The 18,922-nt window shown below is 34.8% G+C and carries 15 protein-coding genes and 2 tRNA genes; 5 read left to right on the top strand and 12 right to left on the bottom strand.

Features of this window, described 5'->3' with window-relative positions:
* Nucleotides 1–12: 12 nt before the first annotated feature.
* Entirely contained in the window at nucleotides 13–2,079 is a 2,067-nt protein-coding gene (gene dnaX / locus J3U16_RS07485; RefSeq protein WP_267342796.1) for a DNA polymerase III subunit gamma/tau, read from the bottom strand.
* Between the two features lie 248 nt (nucleotides 2,080–2,327).
* Nucleotides 2,328–4,157: a DNA helicase RecQ gene (gene recQ, locus J3U16_RS07480; protein WP_065734028.1), complete on the bottom strand. Its 1,830-nt coding sequence runs from the start codon at nucleotides 4,155–4,157 to the stop codon at nucleotides 2,328–2,330.
* A gap of 300 nt (nucleotides 4,158–4,457) precedes the next feature.
* On the opposite strand from recQ, the gene J3U16_RS07475 reads away from it, so the two are divergent.
* A tRNA-Val gene (locus J3U16_RS07475) sits at nucleotides 4,458–4,534 on the top strand.
* Nucleotides 4,535–5,173: 639 nt separating this feature from the next.
* Here J3U16_RS07475 and J3U16_RS07470 read toward each other — a convergent pair.
* The 3 genes from J3U16_RS07470 to J3U16_RS07460 all read right to left on the bottom strand — a co-directional run bounded on the left by J3U16_RS07470 (nucleotide 5,174) and on the right by J3U16_RS07460 (nucleotide 8,653).
* Nucleotides 5,174–6,505 carry an MFS transporter gene (locus J3U16_RS07470; RefSeq protein WP_267342795.1) on the bottom strand — a complete coding sequence of 444 codons (1,332 nt, stop codon included), beginning with the start codon at nucleotides 6,503–6,505 and terminating at the stop codon, nucleotides 5,174–5,176.
* A gap of 90 nt (nucleotides 6,506–6,595) precedes the next feature.
* Entirely contained in the window at nucleotides 6,596–7,849 is a 1,254-nt protein-coding gene (locus tag J3U16_RS07465; protein WP_416380748.1) for an enolase C-terminal domain-like protein, read from the bottom strand.
* Nucleotides 7,850–7,951: 102 nt separating this feature from the next.
* Nucleotides 7,952–8,653 carry a FadR/GntR family transcriptional regulator gene (locus tag J3U16_RS07460; protein ID WP_065734025.1) on the bottom strand — a complete coding sequence of 234 codons (702 nt, stop codon included), beginning with the start codon at nucleotides 8,651–8,653 and terminating at the stop codon, nucleotides 7,952–7,954.
* Between the two features lie 266 nt (nucleotides 8,654–8,919).
* Between J3U16_RS07460 and J3U16_RS07455 the strand changes: the two genes are divergently transcribed.
* Entirely contained in the window at nucleotides 8,920–9,687 is a 768-nt protein-coding gene (locus J3U16_RS07455; protein ID WP_267342793.1) for an SDR family oxidoreductase, read from the top strand.
* 17 nt (nucleotides 9,688–9,704) lie between these two features.
* Nucleotides 9,705–10,754 (top strand): L-idonate 5-dehydrogenase, encoded by a 1,050-nt coding sequence (gene idnD / locus J3U16_RS07450; RefSeq protein WP_267342792.1) that lies wholly within the window; start codon nucleotides 9,705–9,707, stop codon nucleotides 10,752–10,754.
* Nucleotides 10,755–11,046: 292 nt separating this feature from the next.
* On the opposite strand, the gene J3U16_RS07445 is transcribed toward idnD, so the two are convergent.
* Together J3U16_RS07445 and J3U16_RS07440 are read right to left on the bottom strand one after the other, a co-directional pair.
* Nucleotides 11,047–11,649, bottom strand: coding sequence for a hypothetical protein (locus J3U16_RS07445; RefSeq protein ID WP_065734022.1), 603 nt, complete (start codon nucleotides 11,647–11,649; stop codon nucleotides 11,047–11,049).
* Between the two features lie 276 nt (nucleotides 11,650–11,925).
* Nucleotides 11,926–11,997, bottom strand: a tRNA-Arg gene (locus J3U16_RS07440).
* 119 nt (nucleotides 11,998–12,116) lie between these two features.
* Here J3U16_RS07440 and J3U16_RS07435 point away from each other — a divergent pair.
* Entirely contained in the window at nucleotides 12,117–12,875 is a 759-nt protein-coding gene (locus J3U16_RS07435; RefSeq protein ID WP_220225972.1) for an MlaA family lipoprotein, read from the top strand.
* 45 nt (nucleotides 12,876–12,920) lie between these two features.
* Here the strand turns inward: J3U16_RS07435 and J3U16_RS07430 are convergent, their stop codons facing one another.
* Both J3U16_RS07430 and J3U16_RS07425 read right to left on the bottom strand, forming a co-directional pair.
* Entirely contained in the window at nucleotides 12,921–13,700 is a 780-nt protein-coding gene (locus J3U16_RS07430) for a TIGR03915 family putative DNA repair protein (protein WP_267342791.1), read from the bottom strand.
* A gap of 3 nt (nucleotides 13,701–13,703) precedes the next feature.
* The gene (locus J3U16_RS07425; protein WP_416380747.1) at nucleotides 13,704–14,969 is read right to left on the bottom strand and encodes a putative DNA modification/repair radical SAM protein; all 1,266 of its coding nucleotides are present in this window, start codon (nucleotides 14,967–14,969) and stop codon (nucleotides 13,704–13,706) included.
* A 310-nt stretch (nucleotides 14,970–15,279) separates the two neighbouring features.
* Here J3U16_RS07425 and fabB point away from each other — a divergent pair, with 310 nt between their 5' ends.
* Entirely contained in the window at nucleotides 15,280–16,491 is a 1,212-nt protein-coding gene (gene fabB / locus J3U16_RS07420; RefSeq protein ID WP_065733982.1) for a beta-ketoacyl-ACP synthase I, read from the top strand.
* 78 nt (nucleotides 16,492–16,569) lie between these two features.
* Here fabB and J3U16_RS07415 read toward each other — a convergent pair whose 3' ends face one another.
* Genes J3U16_RS07415 through J3U16_RS07405 form a run of 3 tightly spaced genes read right to left on the bottom strand, consistent with a single transcriptional unit; the run spans nucleotide 16,570 to nucleotide 18,835 of the window.
* Complete coding sequence (locus J3U16_RS07415; RefSeq protein WP_267342788.1) at nucleotides 16,570–17,292, bottom strand: amino acid ABC transporter ATP-binding protein; 723 nt, start codon at nucleotides 17,290–17,292, stop codon at nucleotides 16,570–16,572.
* Entirely contained in the window at nucleotides 17,279–18,040 is a 762-nt protein-coding gene (locus J3U16_RS07410; protein ID WP_065562980.1) for an amino acid ABC transporter permease, read from the bottom strand. The genes J3U16_RS07415 and J3U16_RS07410 overlap by 14 nt, the downstream gene beginning before the upstream one ends.
* A 12-nt stretch (nucleotides 18,041–18,052) precedes the next feature.
* A complete protein-coding gene (locus tag J3U16_RS07405; RefSeq protein ID WP_065733980.1) occupies nucleotides 18,053–18,835 on the bottom strand; it encodes a basic amino acid ABC transporter substrate-binding protein in 783 nt (260 codons plus the stop codon).
* Between the last annotated feature and the right edge of the window lie 87 nt (nucleotides 18,836–18,922).

The following is an 18,922-nucleotide window of genomic DNA, read 5'->3' as shown; positions in this document are numbered from 1 at the left end:
TTTAGTCTGTAATTATACAGGACGAATACTCGATTCATCAATCTTGGCATCAAAATATTGACAAATCGTCTCAACTTTAGAATCTTGATGTATCGTTTGTTTAGCTTGTTCAAGCTTCTGCTGATATAAATCTTCACGTAATTCTAATGGCGTTTTTATATCCTTACTATCATCAATCACAACCTCTAAATTAAGTGTTTTTTGACGATAAGCTGACATCGCAGTTCGTAGCTTAATACAATTTGCCGACGACTTAGTTAAATGCTCAACAGCCGAACGCGTATGCAAAATTACACTATTATCATCGACTATTTCAGGATACGAATTAACCGCAATCTGTTTAATTAGCGGTGCAATCTCCAATTTCTCAATTTCCGCACTCCAAGCATCTTTTTCGACCATCTCTTCAATCAATTTTTTTGTCATCTCTGGAGTTTTATCAACCTTAAGTGACTCCCTAACTGACTTCGCATCAATCACCGGCTCATTCTTAGACTCAAACAGTCCAGTCGATTGCCATTGATAATTTTCTGCTGTAATTTCCTCTTCGTCGTCCTCTACAACTTCATCCACCACGGCACTATTAACTTCAGTCTTAGTAGCCTGTTTAACACGGCTCGAGTTAACTAAATCGCTTGATGGTTGATTGGCACCAACCGGTTCAGACTTTTTTGAACTTTGTTCCTCCATTAACTGCATTCTCATCTCTAAAATATTTTTAGTGATAGACGAAGCATCATCTGGAAGCGATATAGAATGGGCTGGCATCGAATTATTAGCTTGATGCACAGGAGAAACATTATTATCAGCTAATGATGATTGTGAATGTGCCGTTGATTGAACTGATGACTTAGCTGCATCCTTCTTTACTGGAATCGGTGGCACAGAAGCTGATGTTGCTGATTCAACTTTTGGCGGATTAGACTTTGGGACAGGTGCGTGTCCTACAGCTGAAGGATTAGTGGTTGAAACCGGTTGAGAAATCGAATCAACATCTTTTGGCATAAAGGCTAACGCGCGTAAAAAGCTCATCTCCACGCCCATTTTCTTGTCAGGTACAAGCGCGAGTTCTTTTCGACCCATCAATAAAATTTGATAAAACAATTGCACATCATTTGGTGAAATGTATTGAGCTAAAAAACGCAATTGCTCCTCACTATCTGAATAATCACCTAAGGCTGTAGGTACTACTTGTAATAAAGCAATTTGATGTAAGAAAGAAATGCTTTCAGCTAATAAATTATCCCAATCAGCTCCTTGCATTGCCGCCAATTCAATTTGTTGCATTAACGCATTACCATCGCCTTGGTAAAGTGCATTAACTAACGCAAAAGGAATAGCCTTATCTAATGTTCCAAGCATTGATGCAACTGATACGGCATCGACTTTACCATTACCTAGCGCAATAGCCTGATCGGTTAAACTTAACGCATCTCGCATACTTCCATTGGCTGCTTTGGCTAATAAATGAATAGCTTTTGGCTCACTTTCAATATGCTCTAATTGTAAAATGTGATTTAACTGATCACCAATTAAAGATGTATCAAGCACATTTAAATGCAAATGCAAACAGCGAGACAAAATAGTAATAGGTAATTTTTGAGGATCGGTTGTCGCTAACAAAAATTTAACATGTTCAGGTGGTTCTTCCAAAGTTTTTAATAATGCATTAAAACTGTTGCGAGACAACATATGCACTTCATCGATCAAGTAAACTTTAAAACGCCCTTTAGTTGGCAAGTATTGGATATTATCTAGAATTTCACGCGTATCTTCGACTTTAGTTCGTGATGCAGCATCAATTTCTAACAAATCAACAAAACGACCTTGCTCAATCTCACGACAATTATCACAAACACCACAAGGTGTTGCAGTGATACCACTTTCACAATTCAAGCCTTTAGCTAACAAACGAGCAATCGACGTCTTTCCTACACCTCGTGTACCAGAAAACAGATAAGCATGATGCACCCGACCAAGAGAGAGGGCATTAGATAAAATTTTCAACACATGTTGTTGCCCTACTACCTCAGAAAACGACTTTGGTCGCCACTTACGTGCTAAAACTTGATAACTCATAATCACCATTACTTATTACGATTAAATTTTGCTAATCATATCATAAAGAGCCAAATTAGTCTTTAAGATGCCACTTTTCGAATTAATAATAGACCTTAATTAATTTATAAACAAATTAGATTATAAAAACGCTATTTTGAGTAAAACATATAATAATTAGCGTCATATTACAGGATTTTTTTGCTCAAAAACCCCGTTCCTCAACTTTTTTTCAATGAATAAATTGATTTAAATTTTAACTCTCAGCGTTATATATTTTTAATTACAAAGTCATTAATCTCATCCAAAAACAGATTGCCGTATTTCTCCAATTTAATTTTACCAACACCTGACACATTAATAAGTTGTGTCTTACTTTCAGGCATCGTTTGCACCATTTCAAGTAAGGTTGCATCACTAAATACAATATAAGGAGCGATATCTTCCATATCGGCAATCTCTTTACGTAATCGTCTAAGATTATTAAATAAAATTCGCTCTTCATAAGATAGAATAGTCGTTAAATTAATTGATCGAGCATAACGATTTAAACGACTCTTCTTAACAATTTCTAATCGTGGTTTTGCTAACTTTAACTGCACCTCACCTTTCAATATTGCCCGTGCGTTTTCAGTCAATTGCAAAGTATTAAAATTGGAAATATTTTGCCGCAAATAGCCTAAAAAAATTAACTGCCTTATTACACTAAGCCAATAATCAGCGTTATGCTCTTTACCAATTCCATAAACTGAAAGCTTATCATGTCGATTATCTTTAATTTGTGAACGCCCCGAACCACGTAAAATATCCACTATGTATTGGGCACCATAACGCTGTTCAACCCTATAAACACAAGACAAAACTTTTTGCGCATCAATCAACGCATCATATTGCTTAGGTGGATAAAGACAAATATCACAGTTATTGCAAGGCTCAGTTCGATGTTCACCAAAATAATTTAACAGTACAATACGACGACACGTCATACATTGCGCAAATGACTCCATCGCCTGAATCTTATGAAGCTCCACTTGCTTCTGATCGTTATCATACTTTTCAATGATTTGCTGCTTATACCAACTTAAATCATTACTTTTAAACAATAGCATCGCTTCTGCAGGAACACCATCGCGCCCAGCACGACCTGTTTCTTGATAATAAGCCTCAATTGAACGCGGACAATCTGCATGAACAACAAACCGAACATTTGGCTTATTAATCCCCATTCCAAAAGCAACTGTTGCCACAATAATTTGTGTATTATCCTTTAAAAAACTCTCCTGAGCGCTTTGCCGTTCGCTTGTAGACAATCCAGCATGATAAGCGATAGCCGAAAACCCTCTTGCCACAAGCCTTGTTGTCATGTCCTCAACTTTAGAACGGCTGGAACAATAAATAATCCCGCTATTCCCTTTTTGCGTTTCAATAAACGACACAACTTGTTCAGTAAGATTAAACTTTTCTACCACGGTATAGCGAATATTCGGCCTATCAAAACTACGAACCACAAACAACGGATCAACTAAATTGAGCTGATTAAGAATATCCCTCTGTGTCATCTCATCGGCAGTGGCTGTAAGCGCGATAATTGGTACATCAGGAAAACGTTTTGATAACTGGTTTAATTGGCGATAATCAGGTCTAAAGTCATGTCCCCATTGTGAAATACAATGCGCCTCATCGATCGCAATTAAAGAAGGAGGATGCTGATCAAGCAACGCACCAAAAGATGATACTGTCAAGCGCTCGGGGGAAATATACAACAATTTAATTGAATGGTTTAAATACTGGTTGATAACATTTTGTTGTTCGATACCTGATTGAGTTGCATTTAAAAATGCAGCAGGAATACCATTCACCAACAATTGATCGACCTGATCTTTCATTAATGAAATAAGTGGCGAAATGACTATAGCTGTGCCTGGTAATACGACCGCTGGAATTTGATAACAAAGCGACTTACCGCCACCGGTAGGGATAACGGCCAAAACATCACGCCCGTCAATCACTGATTCAATAATATCTTTTTGTTGATTCCTAAACGACTTATAACCAAAAATATTATGTAGAACATCTTCAATCTGATCTTTAAACGACATAACAACCTGAACCAGTAATAACTTAACGACGCTGTGGAGTATAGCTAATTTAGCACTAACAAACCACCGAGAACATGCATTTACCTATAAACAATATAAAAAACAGAATCCATATCGAACTGTTAAATGAATTAGTGAAAATAAAAAGTACAAAAATGTGACAAATATCTGAATTTTCAATATTGGTTTTGCCTATTTTATCACCAATCTAGTTCAAAAGATTAAAAAAACAGCTATTTTTAATTATTTTACTTGAAACAAAACTATTTGCCCGCTAATATTTGCGTGTTTTCTAAATATACGCCCGTAGCTCAGTTGGTTAGAGCATCACCTTGACATGGTGGGGGTCAGTGGTTCGAGTCCACCCGGGCGTACCATCCTAAAGCCTTATACTAAAAGGCTTCATAAAGGTTCTGTTTCACATCATTTTTTTGCTGGGGTAAAACCGGGGTAAAACTCATACCATTTTTATCAAATTTTTGCGATCCACTTCCCAACTTTTCACTTCAATTCACACTCCAGAAAAATATTAGTTTATGATGAATAAAACTAACTAAACTTTCATAACTTGCTCACAATAAACTCTTTATCCAGAGTGGAACGCATAGAAATATTTATTCTTCATTTGATGTAAAAATGAAACAGGGTTGTGAGTAGTTTTTGGGTAAGACGCTTAAAATAGATTTTATCACTACGTATCTCAATTCTACTTTTACAGCAGCGCCAGATTTAATAGAATTTATTCGTTGTTCAACCAGATTCTTATTTTCATACTATTTATATCAAACAATAATATATTAATATTTATTTTATAGTTATGATTCACATTTTATTGGTTTCAGTTATTAGTTATAAGAATAGCTTTTATCAACTGGCTATTTAGCTTTTGATAGTATTGAAAAATACCTAACCTATTTCTAAGACATGAAAAAATTCTATTATCTATAAAATTAAAAAAGCCATCAATAAATCAATATAATGGCTTTTTTATTTATTTTAATAATTTTTAATAAAAATTAATTCTCTGTTGCATCTTTTACATCTTGTAAATTGCGATCTGCGACTTCAGGCATCAAAATAGCTGATAACAGACCGATGGCTGAGTAAAATATAATCATAGCTACAATTGGCCACCAAGCATCACAAATTTTACAAAAAATACCAGCAAATAAAGGTCCTAATCCAACAGCTAATAAACCACCAATTTCATTAGCAATAGCCATTGATGCAAAACGACTACGAGAACCAAACATCTCGGCCATAGTAATAGCTTCAATAGCTGCTTGTCCTAAAACTGCAACGTTATGAATAACTATTAAACATAGCATAATAGTATTTGGATGATAATTTTTATCTAATATAATAGCAAGCATTGGATAGGCTAAAATTATGGTCAATAAATTAAGTAAAATATACATAATTTTTCGGCCAAACTTATCAGATAACCAACCTGATAAAGGGATGATTAAAAATCCAATGAAAGAACTAATTAGCATAGCATCAGTAGGTATTGCTTTACTAAATAGTAATGTTTGGACCATATAACCAGCTAAAAAAGTTTGAATTAATCCTGAATTACCTGCTTGACCAAATCTTAGACCAGTAGCTAACCAAAAAGACTTACCACTGAAAATTTCTAAATAAGATTTATTTTTGATGATGTTATCATTTTCATTAACTTCCTCAAAAACAGGACTTTCTTTTAAATTTAACCGTAACCATATAGCAAACAACATCACAATTGAACTTGCAAGAAATGGAATACGCCAGCCCCATGATAACAATTGCTCATTATCAAAAAAATAAAACATTATGGCCCAAATAGCAGTAGCAGCAAGTGTGCCACAGTTTGTGCCCATTGCAACGAGTGAAGCAATAATACCTTTTCTTCCTCTTGGCGCATATTCAGCTAGCATAGTTCGCGCACCAGAAATTTCAGCTCCTGCACCTAATCCTTGAATAATTCTTAATAAAATAAGCAATAATGGTGCTAAAATCCCAACTTGAGCATAAGTGGGTAATACTCCGATTAAAGTAGTACAAAGCCCCATTAAGGTTATTGTAATAAATAATATTTTTTTTCGTCCTAATTTATCTCCCATCCGCCCAAATAAGAATGCACCTATAATACGAGCGACATAACCAGCTCCATAAGTTCCCATAGCTAAGATCAATGCCATAGCTGCCGATTGTTCAGGAAAGAAAACCTGATGAAAAACTAATGCAGCTCCAAGTGAATATAATTGGAAATCCATAAATTCTAAAGCTGTTCCTAACCAACCAGACATTGCAGCCTTAACCAAATCCCCTGTATTACGTTTCGGGTCTAACGTTATTGATTTACTCATAATGTACTACCTTTGATTATTCTGGAAAAACAACTCAATTGTTTTGCCAATAATAAAAAATTAAAAAATCTAAATACGAACAAGTTAGACTCAAGGTCTAGAAGCTGTTCCATCCGGTGTTCGAGCATTTGTCCAAGATGGCAAACCACCAGTTATTGGGAACTTTTTGGCTTTTTCTTCGTTTATATCAATACCAAGGCCTGGCTTATTATTTAAATAAGCATAGCCATCGATGATATCTGGGCAACCAATAAAGACATCTCTAAGTTGATCATTCATTGGTGTATATTCTTGTACACCAAAATTCGTAATACTTAGATCTATATGCATATTCGCTACCACTCCAACAGGAGAAATATCACCTGGGCCATGCCATGCAGTACGTACACCATGAAGTTCACATAATGCAGCAAGTTTTTTTGCTGGAGTTATGCCTCCAATCATACTGATATGACAACGAATAAAATCAATTAAATGTTGTGTGATTAGATGTTTATATTCTGAGACATGAACAAACAACTCACCCATTGCAATAGGTGTTGATGTTTGCTGACGTATGATATTTAAGAAATCGACATTTTCTGGCGCAACAGGATCCTCAAGATAAAATAGTCGATAATCTTCAAGGCTTTTTGCCATTTGTAAAGCGGTGATAGGTTGAACTCTTTCATGAATGTCATGAATGAATTCGATATCAAAACCAATTTTGTTACGTAAATGATCAAAAAATTTAGGGATACTGCGCGCATAAGCATCAGGATCAAAATAAATTCCTGAGGTTTTATGATGAGGAGAACGTTTGGGATGTATATTTTTAGCTTTATCATAATGAGTGTTAATCAATTTTAAATCTTCAGTACCAGCTCCTCCATACATTCCCATTTGACAACGAACATATTGATAACCTTCTTCTATTGCAGCGCGGATATTATCTTCAGCTTCAACAGCATCAGCACCATCGCAATGTCGATAAAGTGGAATAGCATCACGACATTTACCGCCTAGTAATTCATATACTGGCATATTTGCCATTTTGCCTTTAATATCCCATAACGCCATATCCATGGCAGACACTGCATTATTAATAATTGGACCATTTCGCCAATAACCACTAACAATAGCTGATTGCCAAAGATCTTCTATTCGGCAAGGATCTTTTCCAAGTAAAAATGGTTTTATATAATCTTCAATCGCGGACTGAACAGCTAAAACTCGTTGAGTAAATGTCGCACAACCTAATCCATATAAACCATCCTGGTTTGTTTCAATCTTAACAACAACTAAATCGATACCTCCTGGTGCTGTCAAAATAGTTTTAACATCTGTTATTTTTAACATAAAAATCTCCGATTCATACTTAAGTTATATAATCAACTTGTATGACATCGTATTTCGCATATTAAAAATAACATTAAGGAAATAAATGTTGCAAGTGTTTTTTTGTTTTTATGCCCCTTCTTGCAACTTTTTAATTGCGAGAGTATTTGTTTTCATGGCGTTATTTAAAGCTTCTTTAGCTGTTTCAACATTATGTTCTTTGATTGCCATAAAAACTTTGATGTGAGCCTCAATACTTTCCAACGTTGGACCAAAGACACGGTTAAGTTCTTCTAAATAATAATAATAGATATCTTTAATATCATGAATTATATTGATAAATATTTTATTGTGTGAGGATTTTATAATTGCAATATGAAAATCTAAATCAGCTTGTGAGTATTTCTTGTAATCATTTTTATTAATCAACATTCGATTTAGAGCTTCTTCAATAGCTACAATATCATCATCGTTAGCATTAATTGTAGCTAATTCAATACATTTAAATTCTACCGTCTGTCTAAAAATCATCATATCAGAAAATTCTTCCTGACTTAAATGCATAATAGGTTGATTTATAGAAACAATTTTATTTTTATCTAAATTTTTCGAAACAAATGAACCCATTCCATGTTTAGTATAAATAATACCAAGATCACGAAGTTTTTGTACGGCACTACGAATACTGGTACGACTAACATTAAATAGTTCTGTTAGCTCAAATTCAGAGGGTAATTTGCTTTCTTCTGGCCAACTGTTGTCGAGTATATTTTTTAGCATCTGTTCATAAACAGCATCGACTATATTTGTTTTAGAAATCGATTTAATCATTAGTTTTTGTCATCTTAAAATTCTTTTTCATCATATTACAACTTATCTCATCAACTTTATCAACGTCTTTAACAAATACAATGAATATAAATTAATACTATTTTGTTGCCTAGATCACAAAAATTAATATTAGTTGTTGCATAAACAACAAAATAGGCGCATTTTACCAAATACCTTGTATGTTGTATTACAAGTTGATGTATGACAATGTATTTCGCTTATATTCATTTATTAAACTAATTTTTTCTATAACAGGATTTTATATTATGCATGAACTTTTTGATTTAACAGGAAAAACAGCATTAATTACTGGAGCAGCTCGAGGTCTAGGTTTTTCTTATGCAGAAGGGTTAGCTTCAGCAGGTGCCACAATCATTCTAAGTGATATCAACTCAATAGTTTTAGATTCAGCAGTAAATAAACTAAAAAATAAAGGGTACAAAGTATCAGGATACGTTATGGATGTATCAGATGAAAAACAAATAATTGATGCCTTCAATTCGATGGATAAAGACAATATTCAGATAGATATTGTTATCAACAATGCTGGCATTCAACATCGCCAGCCAATAATTGAAATTGAATTAAAAGATTGGCAACGAATTATTGATATTCATTTAACAGGTACATTTTTAGTCTCTCGTGAGGCCGCTAAAAGGATGATAGCACGTAATTCTGGTGGAAAATTTATCAATATATGTTCGCTAACAAGTGAACAAGCTCGTCCCACAGTCGCGCCTTACACAGCAGCAAAAGGAGGTATAAAAATGTTAACAAAATCAATGGCTGCTGAATGGGGACTGTTCAATATACAAGCCAATGCTATTGGTCCAGGTTATATCTTAACCGATATGAATGAGGCTTTAATCAAAGATCAGGCATTTGATAGTTGGGTGAAAAATAGCAATCCAACAAAACGTTGGGGAAAACCGCAAGAGCTTATTGGTACTGCAATTTTTCTTGCTGCACCATCATCTGATTACATCAATGGTCAAGTTATCTATGTTGATGGTGGGTGGTTGGCTGTATTATAAATAAAGGATGTAAAAAAATGAGTAAAAAACTAACATGCAGAGCTTGCTTTGCACATAAAAAAAAGGATATTCGAATCGAAAATAGAGAACTTGCTTATACTAATGATGATGTAGTAGTTAAAGTAGAAGCCGGTGGAATTTGTGGTTCAGATATTCACTATTATCAAGAAGGTCAAGCTGGTTTATCCGTCTTAAAACACCCAATGGTAATTGGTCATGAATTTGTAGGTGAAGTCTACAAGGCACCAACAAATTCAAAATTAAAAGTTGGAAAAAAAGTCGCAATTAATCCATCTCAGCCATGTAATAAATGTGATTATTGCCTTAAAGGTAAGCAAAACGAATGTCCAAACATGCGATTCATGGGGAGTGCTCAATTTAACCCCCATGTACATGGTGGATTTTCAGAATATGTTATTGTTTCTGAGCAACAGTGTTTTACTTACGATGAAAAAATCCCTTCCCAAATCATGGCATTTAGTGAACCTACTAGTGTTGCTATCCATGCAATTAATGTTGCAGGTTCATTGGTTGGTAAAAAAGTTTTAGTTATTGGCGCAGGACCTATCGGCGGATTAATTGTAGCTGCAGCAAAAGCAGCCGGTGCTATAGAAGTAATAGCGTCTGATATTAGTGATAGATGTCAAAACGTTGCGTTACAAATGGGAGCAGATCTAACAATAAATCCATCAGATAAAGAAACTTATGCACGGTTTATGGAAAATAAAGGTTATTTCGATGTTACCTTTGAAGCTAGTGGTGCAAACTCGGCAATTGAATCAACTGTGTATTTTACTAGGCCAAACGGCATTATTGTTCAAGTTGGTATGGGAGCCAGTCCTATTCAATATCCTGTTGCTCAAATGTTAGCTAAAGAAATAATATGGAAAGGATCATTTAGATTTATTGATGAATTTGCTGTCGCTGTAAAATGGTTAGAAAAAGGAATAATTAATCCTGAACCATTAATTTCAAGTGAATTTAATTACCAAGAAATTGAAGAAGCGTTGCTTACTGCTTCAGATAAAAGCCGCTCCTCAAAAGTTATTGTGACTTTTGTTGAATAATCAATTTAAAGTATAAATATAACTATCTCAATTTATATTTAATCGAGATAGTTATCTTCATTAATGAATTTAAATTAGGATTAAATAGCAGCCTTAAATCAAACTAATAATTTCATAGTGATTATGCTAACTACCCTATTGTTACAAAAATTGAAATCAAAATTTTTATTCAAGAAATAATTAGTAAAACAGAATTAATATTAATTATATTAACTATCAATTATTACAAATTATCTAAGTCTCAAATAATCAGTCCAACTGCATATCAAAGCCAAATATCAGTATAGTAAACTTACCACATAACTCCCTTACACCATCTCTCTGTTTTTGTAGGAGTAATTAACTCAAAGTTATTTCTGCGCATACATTGTTGAAAATGATACTTATTAAAATAATAGAAAAACTGAGAATCGGGACCGATTCCTTGATAATGATAACGTATGTTATTTTGGGGTATATAACGAGCACATGCTTTATGAAGTAAATCTGCATTAAGCGGTTTATTTTCGATATTTTCGCCTAAAAGCCGGAGAAAAATTTGGTCCGTTGTTCCTATCAAATTTTTAGGTCTTGATCTAAAATGGTCTTCAAGATAATTGTGCTGAATCGCAATTGCATTAGGTAAATTTTCCTGAGATATATGCCCACTTGAACACAACTCGGTAAAGATATTAACCATAATTACTCTTGTATTTTCTGTTTCTTGATTACATTTTTCAAGATCACTTTTTGAAGCTTTTGATTTATTCTTTACAACTGATCGCCAATATTCTTTATCATAATCTGGAAATTCACTGTCAGTATAGCCAAACAAACATAAATCGCCTCTACTTGAACAGGAGTTCACGCTAATAACCATCAGCGTTAAAATAAAAATTCTTATTAATTTAGCCATTAATTATTTCCTAAATAATTCATATAAAATACATTTTATATTTATACATATATTTTCATTCATTACAATACTTTAACAGCAAAGGTTTAAGCTTTTTGTTTTTAGATAAATATTATCTATATATCAACAATCTTTTATCGTACAAGAGAAAGATTAAGAAAAGAGATGCAGAAGATGTTCAAAAAACCCCGCTCCTCAACTTTTTTAATTGAATAAATTACAAGATTAATAGGCAGGATTAAAGTAAAAAGGCGTCATAATGAATATAAGGGAATTTGACCCCAGCAGGAATCGAACCTGCAACTAGCCCTTAGGAGGGGCTCGTTATATCCATTTAACTATGAGGTCATCTCGGGCGGTTATTCTAATAAATTTATCAAGATATTACTATTTAAATAATGAAAAATTTTCTATTTTGAACAAACATGATACAATCTTAACATTCGTCAATTATGATTTATAACATTATGAAAAAAAGAATAATAGGTATGATGTTCTCGGTTTTAGCACTGACAAGTTGTGCCACTTATCAAGCTGAAACCAACAGTTATAGTGACCCATTATCGGGTTTTAACAAAACCATGTTTGATGTTAACTATTATGCCCTTGATCCTTATATTTTACGCCCTGCAGCTGTGGTATGGAAAGATTATGTACCAACACCTGTGCGTAAAGGCGTTGTTAATTTTTCATCTAACCTTTCTGAGCCAGCTTCAGTAGTTAATAGTGCACTACAAGGTGAAGGCCGTGAATCTGGTAAACATTTAGCTCGATTCTTTATCAATACCGTTTTTGGTGTGGCGGGTATATTTGATGTTGCTGGAATGGCGGATCCTCAATTGCAAAAAGGCTCTAAACGTAGTTTTGGTCAAACATTAGGTCACTATGATGTACCTTATGGTCCTTATGTTGTATTACCTTTCTATGGTTCTGCGACACTTCGTCAGGAAGGTGGTGACATCGTTGACACCTTATACCCACCACTTGTTTGGTTAGATTGGGAATGGGCACTAGTTCGAGGCGTTGTTGATGGCGTTGAAGCTCGTGCCGTAGCTATTGAGTATGAAGATCTGCTTAAAAATAGTGATGACCCTTATAACTTTATGCGTAATGCTTACTTCCAACGTAATGACTTTAATGCGTCAGGCGGTAAAGTTGATGAGAAAAAAGAGCAACAACGTCAAGAAAGTATCAACGGTATTATTGGCGATATCGACGCCCAATAGAATTTTCCCTACATTAATAAAAAACGCCGGCTTGTTCGGCGTTTTTTATTTTTCCTGCATTTCTGGTAAGTGTTGCCAAAATCGTCTTGGCATATTTTGTCGTTGTAATTTTGGATTAATTCTTTCTTTTATCGTTAGTGCATTACAATAACGGTACCACATGGTCTGAAAAAGTTTTTCATCATCAGTTAAATAATCTTGGTTAATTTTGTTATTGACAATCAGATCATCGTTTAGCGATATTTTCTCCAATTTTTCTAAATCATAAAAATAGCCATACTGGCGTTTTTCATCATAAATTGCCCATTTTTGGTCGGCATAACGATCTTTAAAGAATCGTGTGGTTAATGGTAAAGCATTATAAATGGGACCAATAACCGCAAAATAGATCTTTTCATCACTTGTTGGATTTTTGATAGCATTAAATCGAACAAATTGTTGGATATGGTGTTTTTCTTTATTCACTTTTTTAGCGATATCATGAATGGCTAATACATCTGGATCGCCAAAATCAGTTTCAATTGAATAGTTAGATTTAAATACTTTGCAAATATAACGAAAAATGATTAAATCACTTTCAGGCAGCTCTGATAACCAAGTAAATAAGATCTGATTTAGTGCAATCTTGGATAACTTTTTTTGTAGCGCCGAGTATACCCTTTCATACTTGCTATTACGAAATTCAACATGGTGAGAATCAGATACCAATAGCGGTACAACATCATCATCCGACAACAAGCATTCTGGCATTTTTTTAAGTTTAAACGCATCAAAAACCGCGCATAACAATCCTTCGAAAGATTTGTCATAATAAAAAGCTAGCATAACTTACCATCCCATCACAAGCTGCTGAGGAATAGGATCTTTTTTAGCTTCAAGTAATGGCGGATCTTGCAGGTTCAGTCGAATATATTCAGCAGATGACTCGAGCAATTTATAGGTACTCATTTCGTGACATACAATAAAAAATTGCGCACGTTTAAGCACAACGCCTATACGTTTTAACGCTTCAATATTAAGTTTTCGATGTCGCCTTGCCATCACTATTAATTTTGCTGATTTAACACCAATGCCAGGAACTCGCAAAATTTTTCGATAACTATCACGATTGATATCTACCGGAAAAAACTGCGGATTACGAATCGCCCAAGACAATTTTGGATCGACAGTTAAATCAAGATCAGGATGTTCATCATTAACAATCTCATCGACACTAAAATCATAAAAACGAAGTAACCAATCAGCTTGGTACAAACGATTTTCGCGAACGCGTGGAACTTCTTGCAACACCGGCAATCGCTTGTCATAACTATTGACCGGAATAAACCCCGAATAGTAAACCCGCTTCATGCTTGGGCGTTTATAAAGTTTGGCGGTAAGTTGTAATATTTGATTATCGGTTTCATCTGTCGCCCCAATAATAACCTGGGTGCTCTGCCCTGCTGGTACAAATTTTGGAGTAGAATTAATTTTTTTGCGATCTTCAATATTTTCCATCAAATTTTGTTGGATATGACGCATTGGTTGATAGATCGTTTGATGATCTTTATCTGGTGCAAGTAATTTTAAATTACGTTCAGTAGGAATCTCTAGATTGACACTCATTCTATCTACTAATAAACCGGCTTCTTTGATAAGCTCATTACTTGCTCCAGGAATAGCTTTCATATGGATATAACCATTAAAATTGTATTCTTGACGTAGAATTTTGACTACCCGAATCATTTTTTCCATTGTGTGATCAGCGCTACGCATAATACCAGAGCTTAAAAAAAGTCCTTCGATATAATTACGACGGTAAAACTCAATGGTTAAATCCGCTAACTCTTTTGGAGTAAATCCAGCTCGTGGGATATCATTACTTTGGCGATTAATACAGTAAGCACAATCAAACATGCAGTAATTGGTTAGCATAATCTTTAATAACGAGACACATCGACCATCGGCGGTAAAAGAATGACAGATACCACAACGAGAAGCACTACCAATACCTTTATTTTTATTATTGCGAGAGGTACCGCTTGATGCGCACGAAATATCATATTTTGCTGATTCTGCCAATATCTCAAGCTTTGACATCATTTTGTCTTGAATCATAATCACCACCAATAACTGTATATATTTACAGTATTATAGCTATTTTACTTGCATGTGCAAGTAAATTATCAGATCAAAAATAGGAAATATTTGCTCAATAAAACTGCATATAAACTCTACTTTATTAAGAGACTATAAATAAAATGTAAAAAGCGGGAGTATTATTGATTACTTATTCCACTAACCCTATCTTATTTAAAAATTGTGAAATAAAATCAATCATAGGGTATTGTTCAGCTTACAAGTGTACGCTATAATCACACCAATTTTTCATACGAAGCTGGTTAACTTAGGAGTAAAGCATTAGATGAAACGTGTAGTAATCACAGGATTAGGTATTCTTTCAAGTATTGGGAATAATACCAAAGAAGTTTTAGAATCATTGAAAGTGGGCCGAAGTGGTATTACTTTCTCTCAAGAAATGAAAGATAGCGGAATGCGCAGTCATGTATGTGGTAATGTAAAATTAGATACAACTGGGCTTATTGATCGCAAAGTTGTCCGTTTTATGAACGATGCATCTATTTATGGTTATCTGGCTCTACAGCAAGCAATCGAAGATGCAAAATTAACCCCAGAACAAGTATCCAATCCTCGTACAGGTCTAATCGCTGGTTATGGTGGCTCAACCAAAACTCAATATAATGTCGTTGCCGGCATGAAAGAAAAAGGTTTAAGAGGTGTTGGCCCTTACGCAGTAACTAAATCAATGTCATCTGCAATATCTGCATGTTTAGCCACACCATTTAAAATTAAAGGTGTTAGCTACTCAATGACATCTGCTTGTGCAACATCAGTTCACTGTATTGGTCACGCAGCAGAACTTATCCAACTTGGCAAACAAGACATTGTATTTGCTGGTGGTGGAGAAGAACTTTGCTGGGAAATGTCATGTGAATTTGACGCAATGGGCGCATTATCAACCAAATACAACGACACCCCAGAAAAAGCATCACGCGCTTATGATAAAAACCGTGACGGTTTCGTTATCGCTGGCGGTGCTGGAATGGTAGTTGTTGAAGAACTTGAACACGCCCTTGCACGTGGTGCACATATCTATGGTGAACTAGTTGGTTACGGTGCAACATCTGATGGTTATGACATGGTTGCACCATCTGGTGAAGGTGCTATGCGTTGTATGCAACTCGCTATTCAAGATCTTGACGCACCAGTTGATTATATCAACACTCACGGAACTTCAACACCAGTTGGTGACGTTAAAGAATTATGGGCAATCAAACAAGTATTTGGAGATAACATTCCAGCTATCTCTTCGACTAAATCAATGACAGGTCACTCATTGAGTGCAACCGGTGCTCAAGAATTAATCTATTCATTACTTATGCTTGAACATGGCTTTATCACACCAAGTATCAACATCGACGAACTCGCTGATGAAGCAGTTGGAATGAACATTATTACCGAGCCAACTGAACGTGAATTAACAACAGTAATGTCAAATAGCTTTGGTTTTGGTGGCACTAACGCTTCAATTGTCATGAAAAAATATAAAGCTTAAGTCTCATAGTTAATGTTTAATAAAAAACCGCACTCATTAGTGCGGTTTTTTTATAGCTTAATCAATCAAGTAGATCAATTATAATACTTTACTTAAAAACAGCTGTGTTCTTTCATTTTGAGGATTATTAAAAATTTGCTCAGGTGAACCTTGTTCTTGAATGATGCCCTGATCAATAAAAATAACACGAGTTGACATCTCTCTAGCAAAACCCATCTCATGCGTGACAACCACCATGGTCATCCCCTCTTGAGCAAGTGCCTTCATCACGGCTAAAACTTCACCGACTAACTCAGGATCTAACGCCGAAGTAGGTTCATCAAAAAGCATAACTTTCGGGTCCATCATCAATGATCTAGCAATCGCGACACGTTGTTGTTGACCACCGGATAATTGATTTGGATAAGCATCAATCTTATCAATCAAACCAACCTTAACTAATAAACCTTCAGCCTTATTAATTGCATCATTTTTTGGCATCTTCTTGACATCCATTGGTGCCAAAATTAAATTTTCCAATACCGTCATATGTGGAAAAAGATTAAAACGCTGAAAAACCATGCCAACTGATTCACGGAGTTGATTGATATTGGTTTTAGCATCAGGCAATTTAAACCCATTAACTTCAATCTCGCCTGAAGTAATATCTTCTAATCCATTAATGCAACGTAAAAAGGTGCTTTTACCTGAGCCCGAAGGGCCAATAATAGAAATCACCTCTTTTTCCTGAATATCACAAGAAATACCTCGTAGCACATGAATATCGCCAAATTGTTTTTGTAGATTTTTAATGTGAATCACTTTTGCCTAACCTTTTTTCTAAATATTTTACTAATAATGAAAGCAAGAATGTCATTACCCAATACACAATAGAAATCACAATATAAGGTTCAGTATAAGACCCATATGCAGCTCCAGATGTTCTTGCAGCAAAAGCTAAATCAGCCAGACCGATCGCTGCACCGAGTGACGAATCTTTCAAAATAGCAATTGCATTATTACCCAAAGGTGGAAGCATACGTTTAAAAGCCTGTGGTAAAATTACTTTACGCATGGTACTACCATAGCTCATTCCAAGTGACCTTGCAGCTTCCATTTGTCCTTTATCGATTGATTCAATCCCTGCTCTAAAGATTTCGGAAATATAGGCACCTGCATTTAACGTAATTGCCGTAACACAGGAAATAAACGCCCCATACTCAGTACGCCAATAACGAGCGGTGGACATTGAAATAAGATTATCGGAAACCAATAATCCATCACGTGGGTTTAGAAAATATGGCATTAACACATAATGCACTACCATGATTTGAACAAATAGTGGTGTACCACGAAAAGCACTAACATAAATTTTAACAGGCCATTGTACACCATAGTGAAGCACCCATTTCCAAAAACCAAATTTAGCTGATGCGGTTCGCCCAATACCTAACGTCAATCCCCATAATGTCCCTAAAATGACACAAATAATAGTACATTGAACGGTTAATTTTGCCCCCTCGATAAAGAGGGGCGTATATTCTTCAATAATTTGCCAATTAAATGCCATGACTATTCCACTTTACTCTTTAGAATCTAATGGTAAAGATGGAACATTATTATCGAACCATTTTTTATAAATTGAAGCATAAGTACCGTCTGCAACAATTTTTTTCAGGCCTTCATTGATGCTATTGCGTAATTCAGTATTACCTTTAGCAACGGCAATACCAAAATATTGCGATTCAAAACTATTATCATAAACTAAATTGAAATCTTTACCGGGATGCATTTTAATATAAAATTTAACCACACCAACATCAGCAACGGCTGCACTTATACCCTCTTCATAAAGCTCTTGTAGCAATAATGGCGTATTATCAAAACGTTTAATTGCAGTGCTATTTTTACCGAGTACTTTAGAAACAACCACATCAGCCGTACTACCATTAACTACTCCAACAGTATGATTACTTAAATCAGCAATTGACTTAATTTCAGTTGTTTTTTGAGAAACAATAACTTGTTCAGCAGGAAAATACGGTAATGAAAAATCAACAGAGTTTTTACGCTTTTCAGTTATAGTAATACCTGAAATGATAATATCGCGCTCACCATTATCTAAAGTAGCAAAAATACCTTCCCATGGCGTATTAATTAATTTGATTTTAAAATTTTGAGCTTCAGCAATCGCTTTAATAAGATCAATATCAAAGCCTTCTAACTGCTTATCGCTATTTTCATACTCAAAAGGACGATATGTTCCCCCTGCTCCAACCACATAAGTCTGCTCACTGGCAAAACTAAATGAAGATGTGAATAATAAAAGAGAAGACAAAATTACAGAAAAAAAAGAATTACGCATACAGATTCCTATCTATAAATAAATATTTGCAACATAATAACTTTTAAGCAAAATATTTCAACAGAATATTTAACTTGATTGGTGATT

Source organism: Gilliamella sp. B3023, from assembly GCF_026536845.1.
Lineage (GTDB): Bacteria > Pseudomonadota > Gammaproteobacteria > Enterobacterales > Orbaceae > Gilliamella > Gilliamella apicola_E.
The sequence above is the reverse complement of the archived record's forward strand: the minus strand, read 5'-3'. Positions and strand labels throughout refer to the sequence as shown.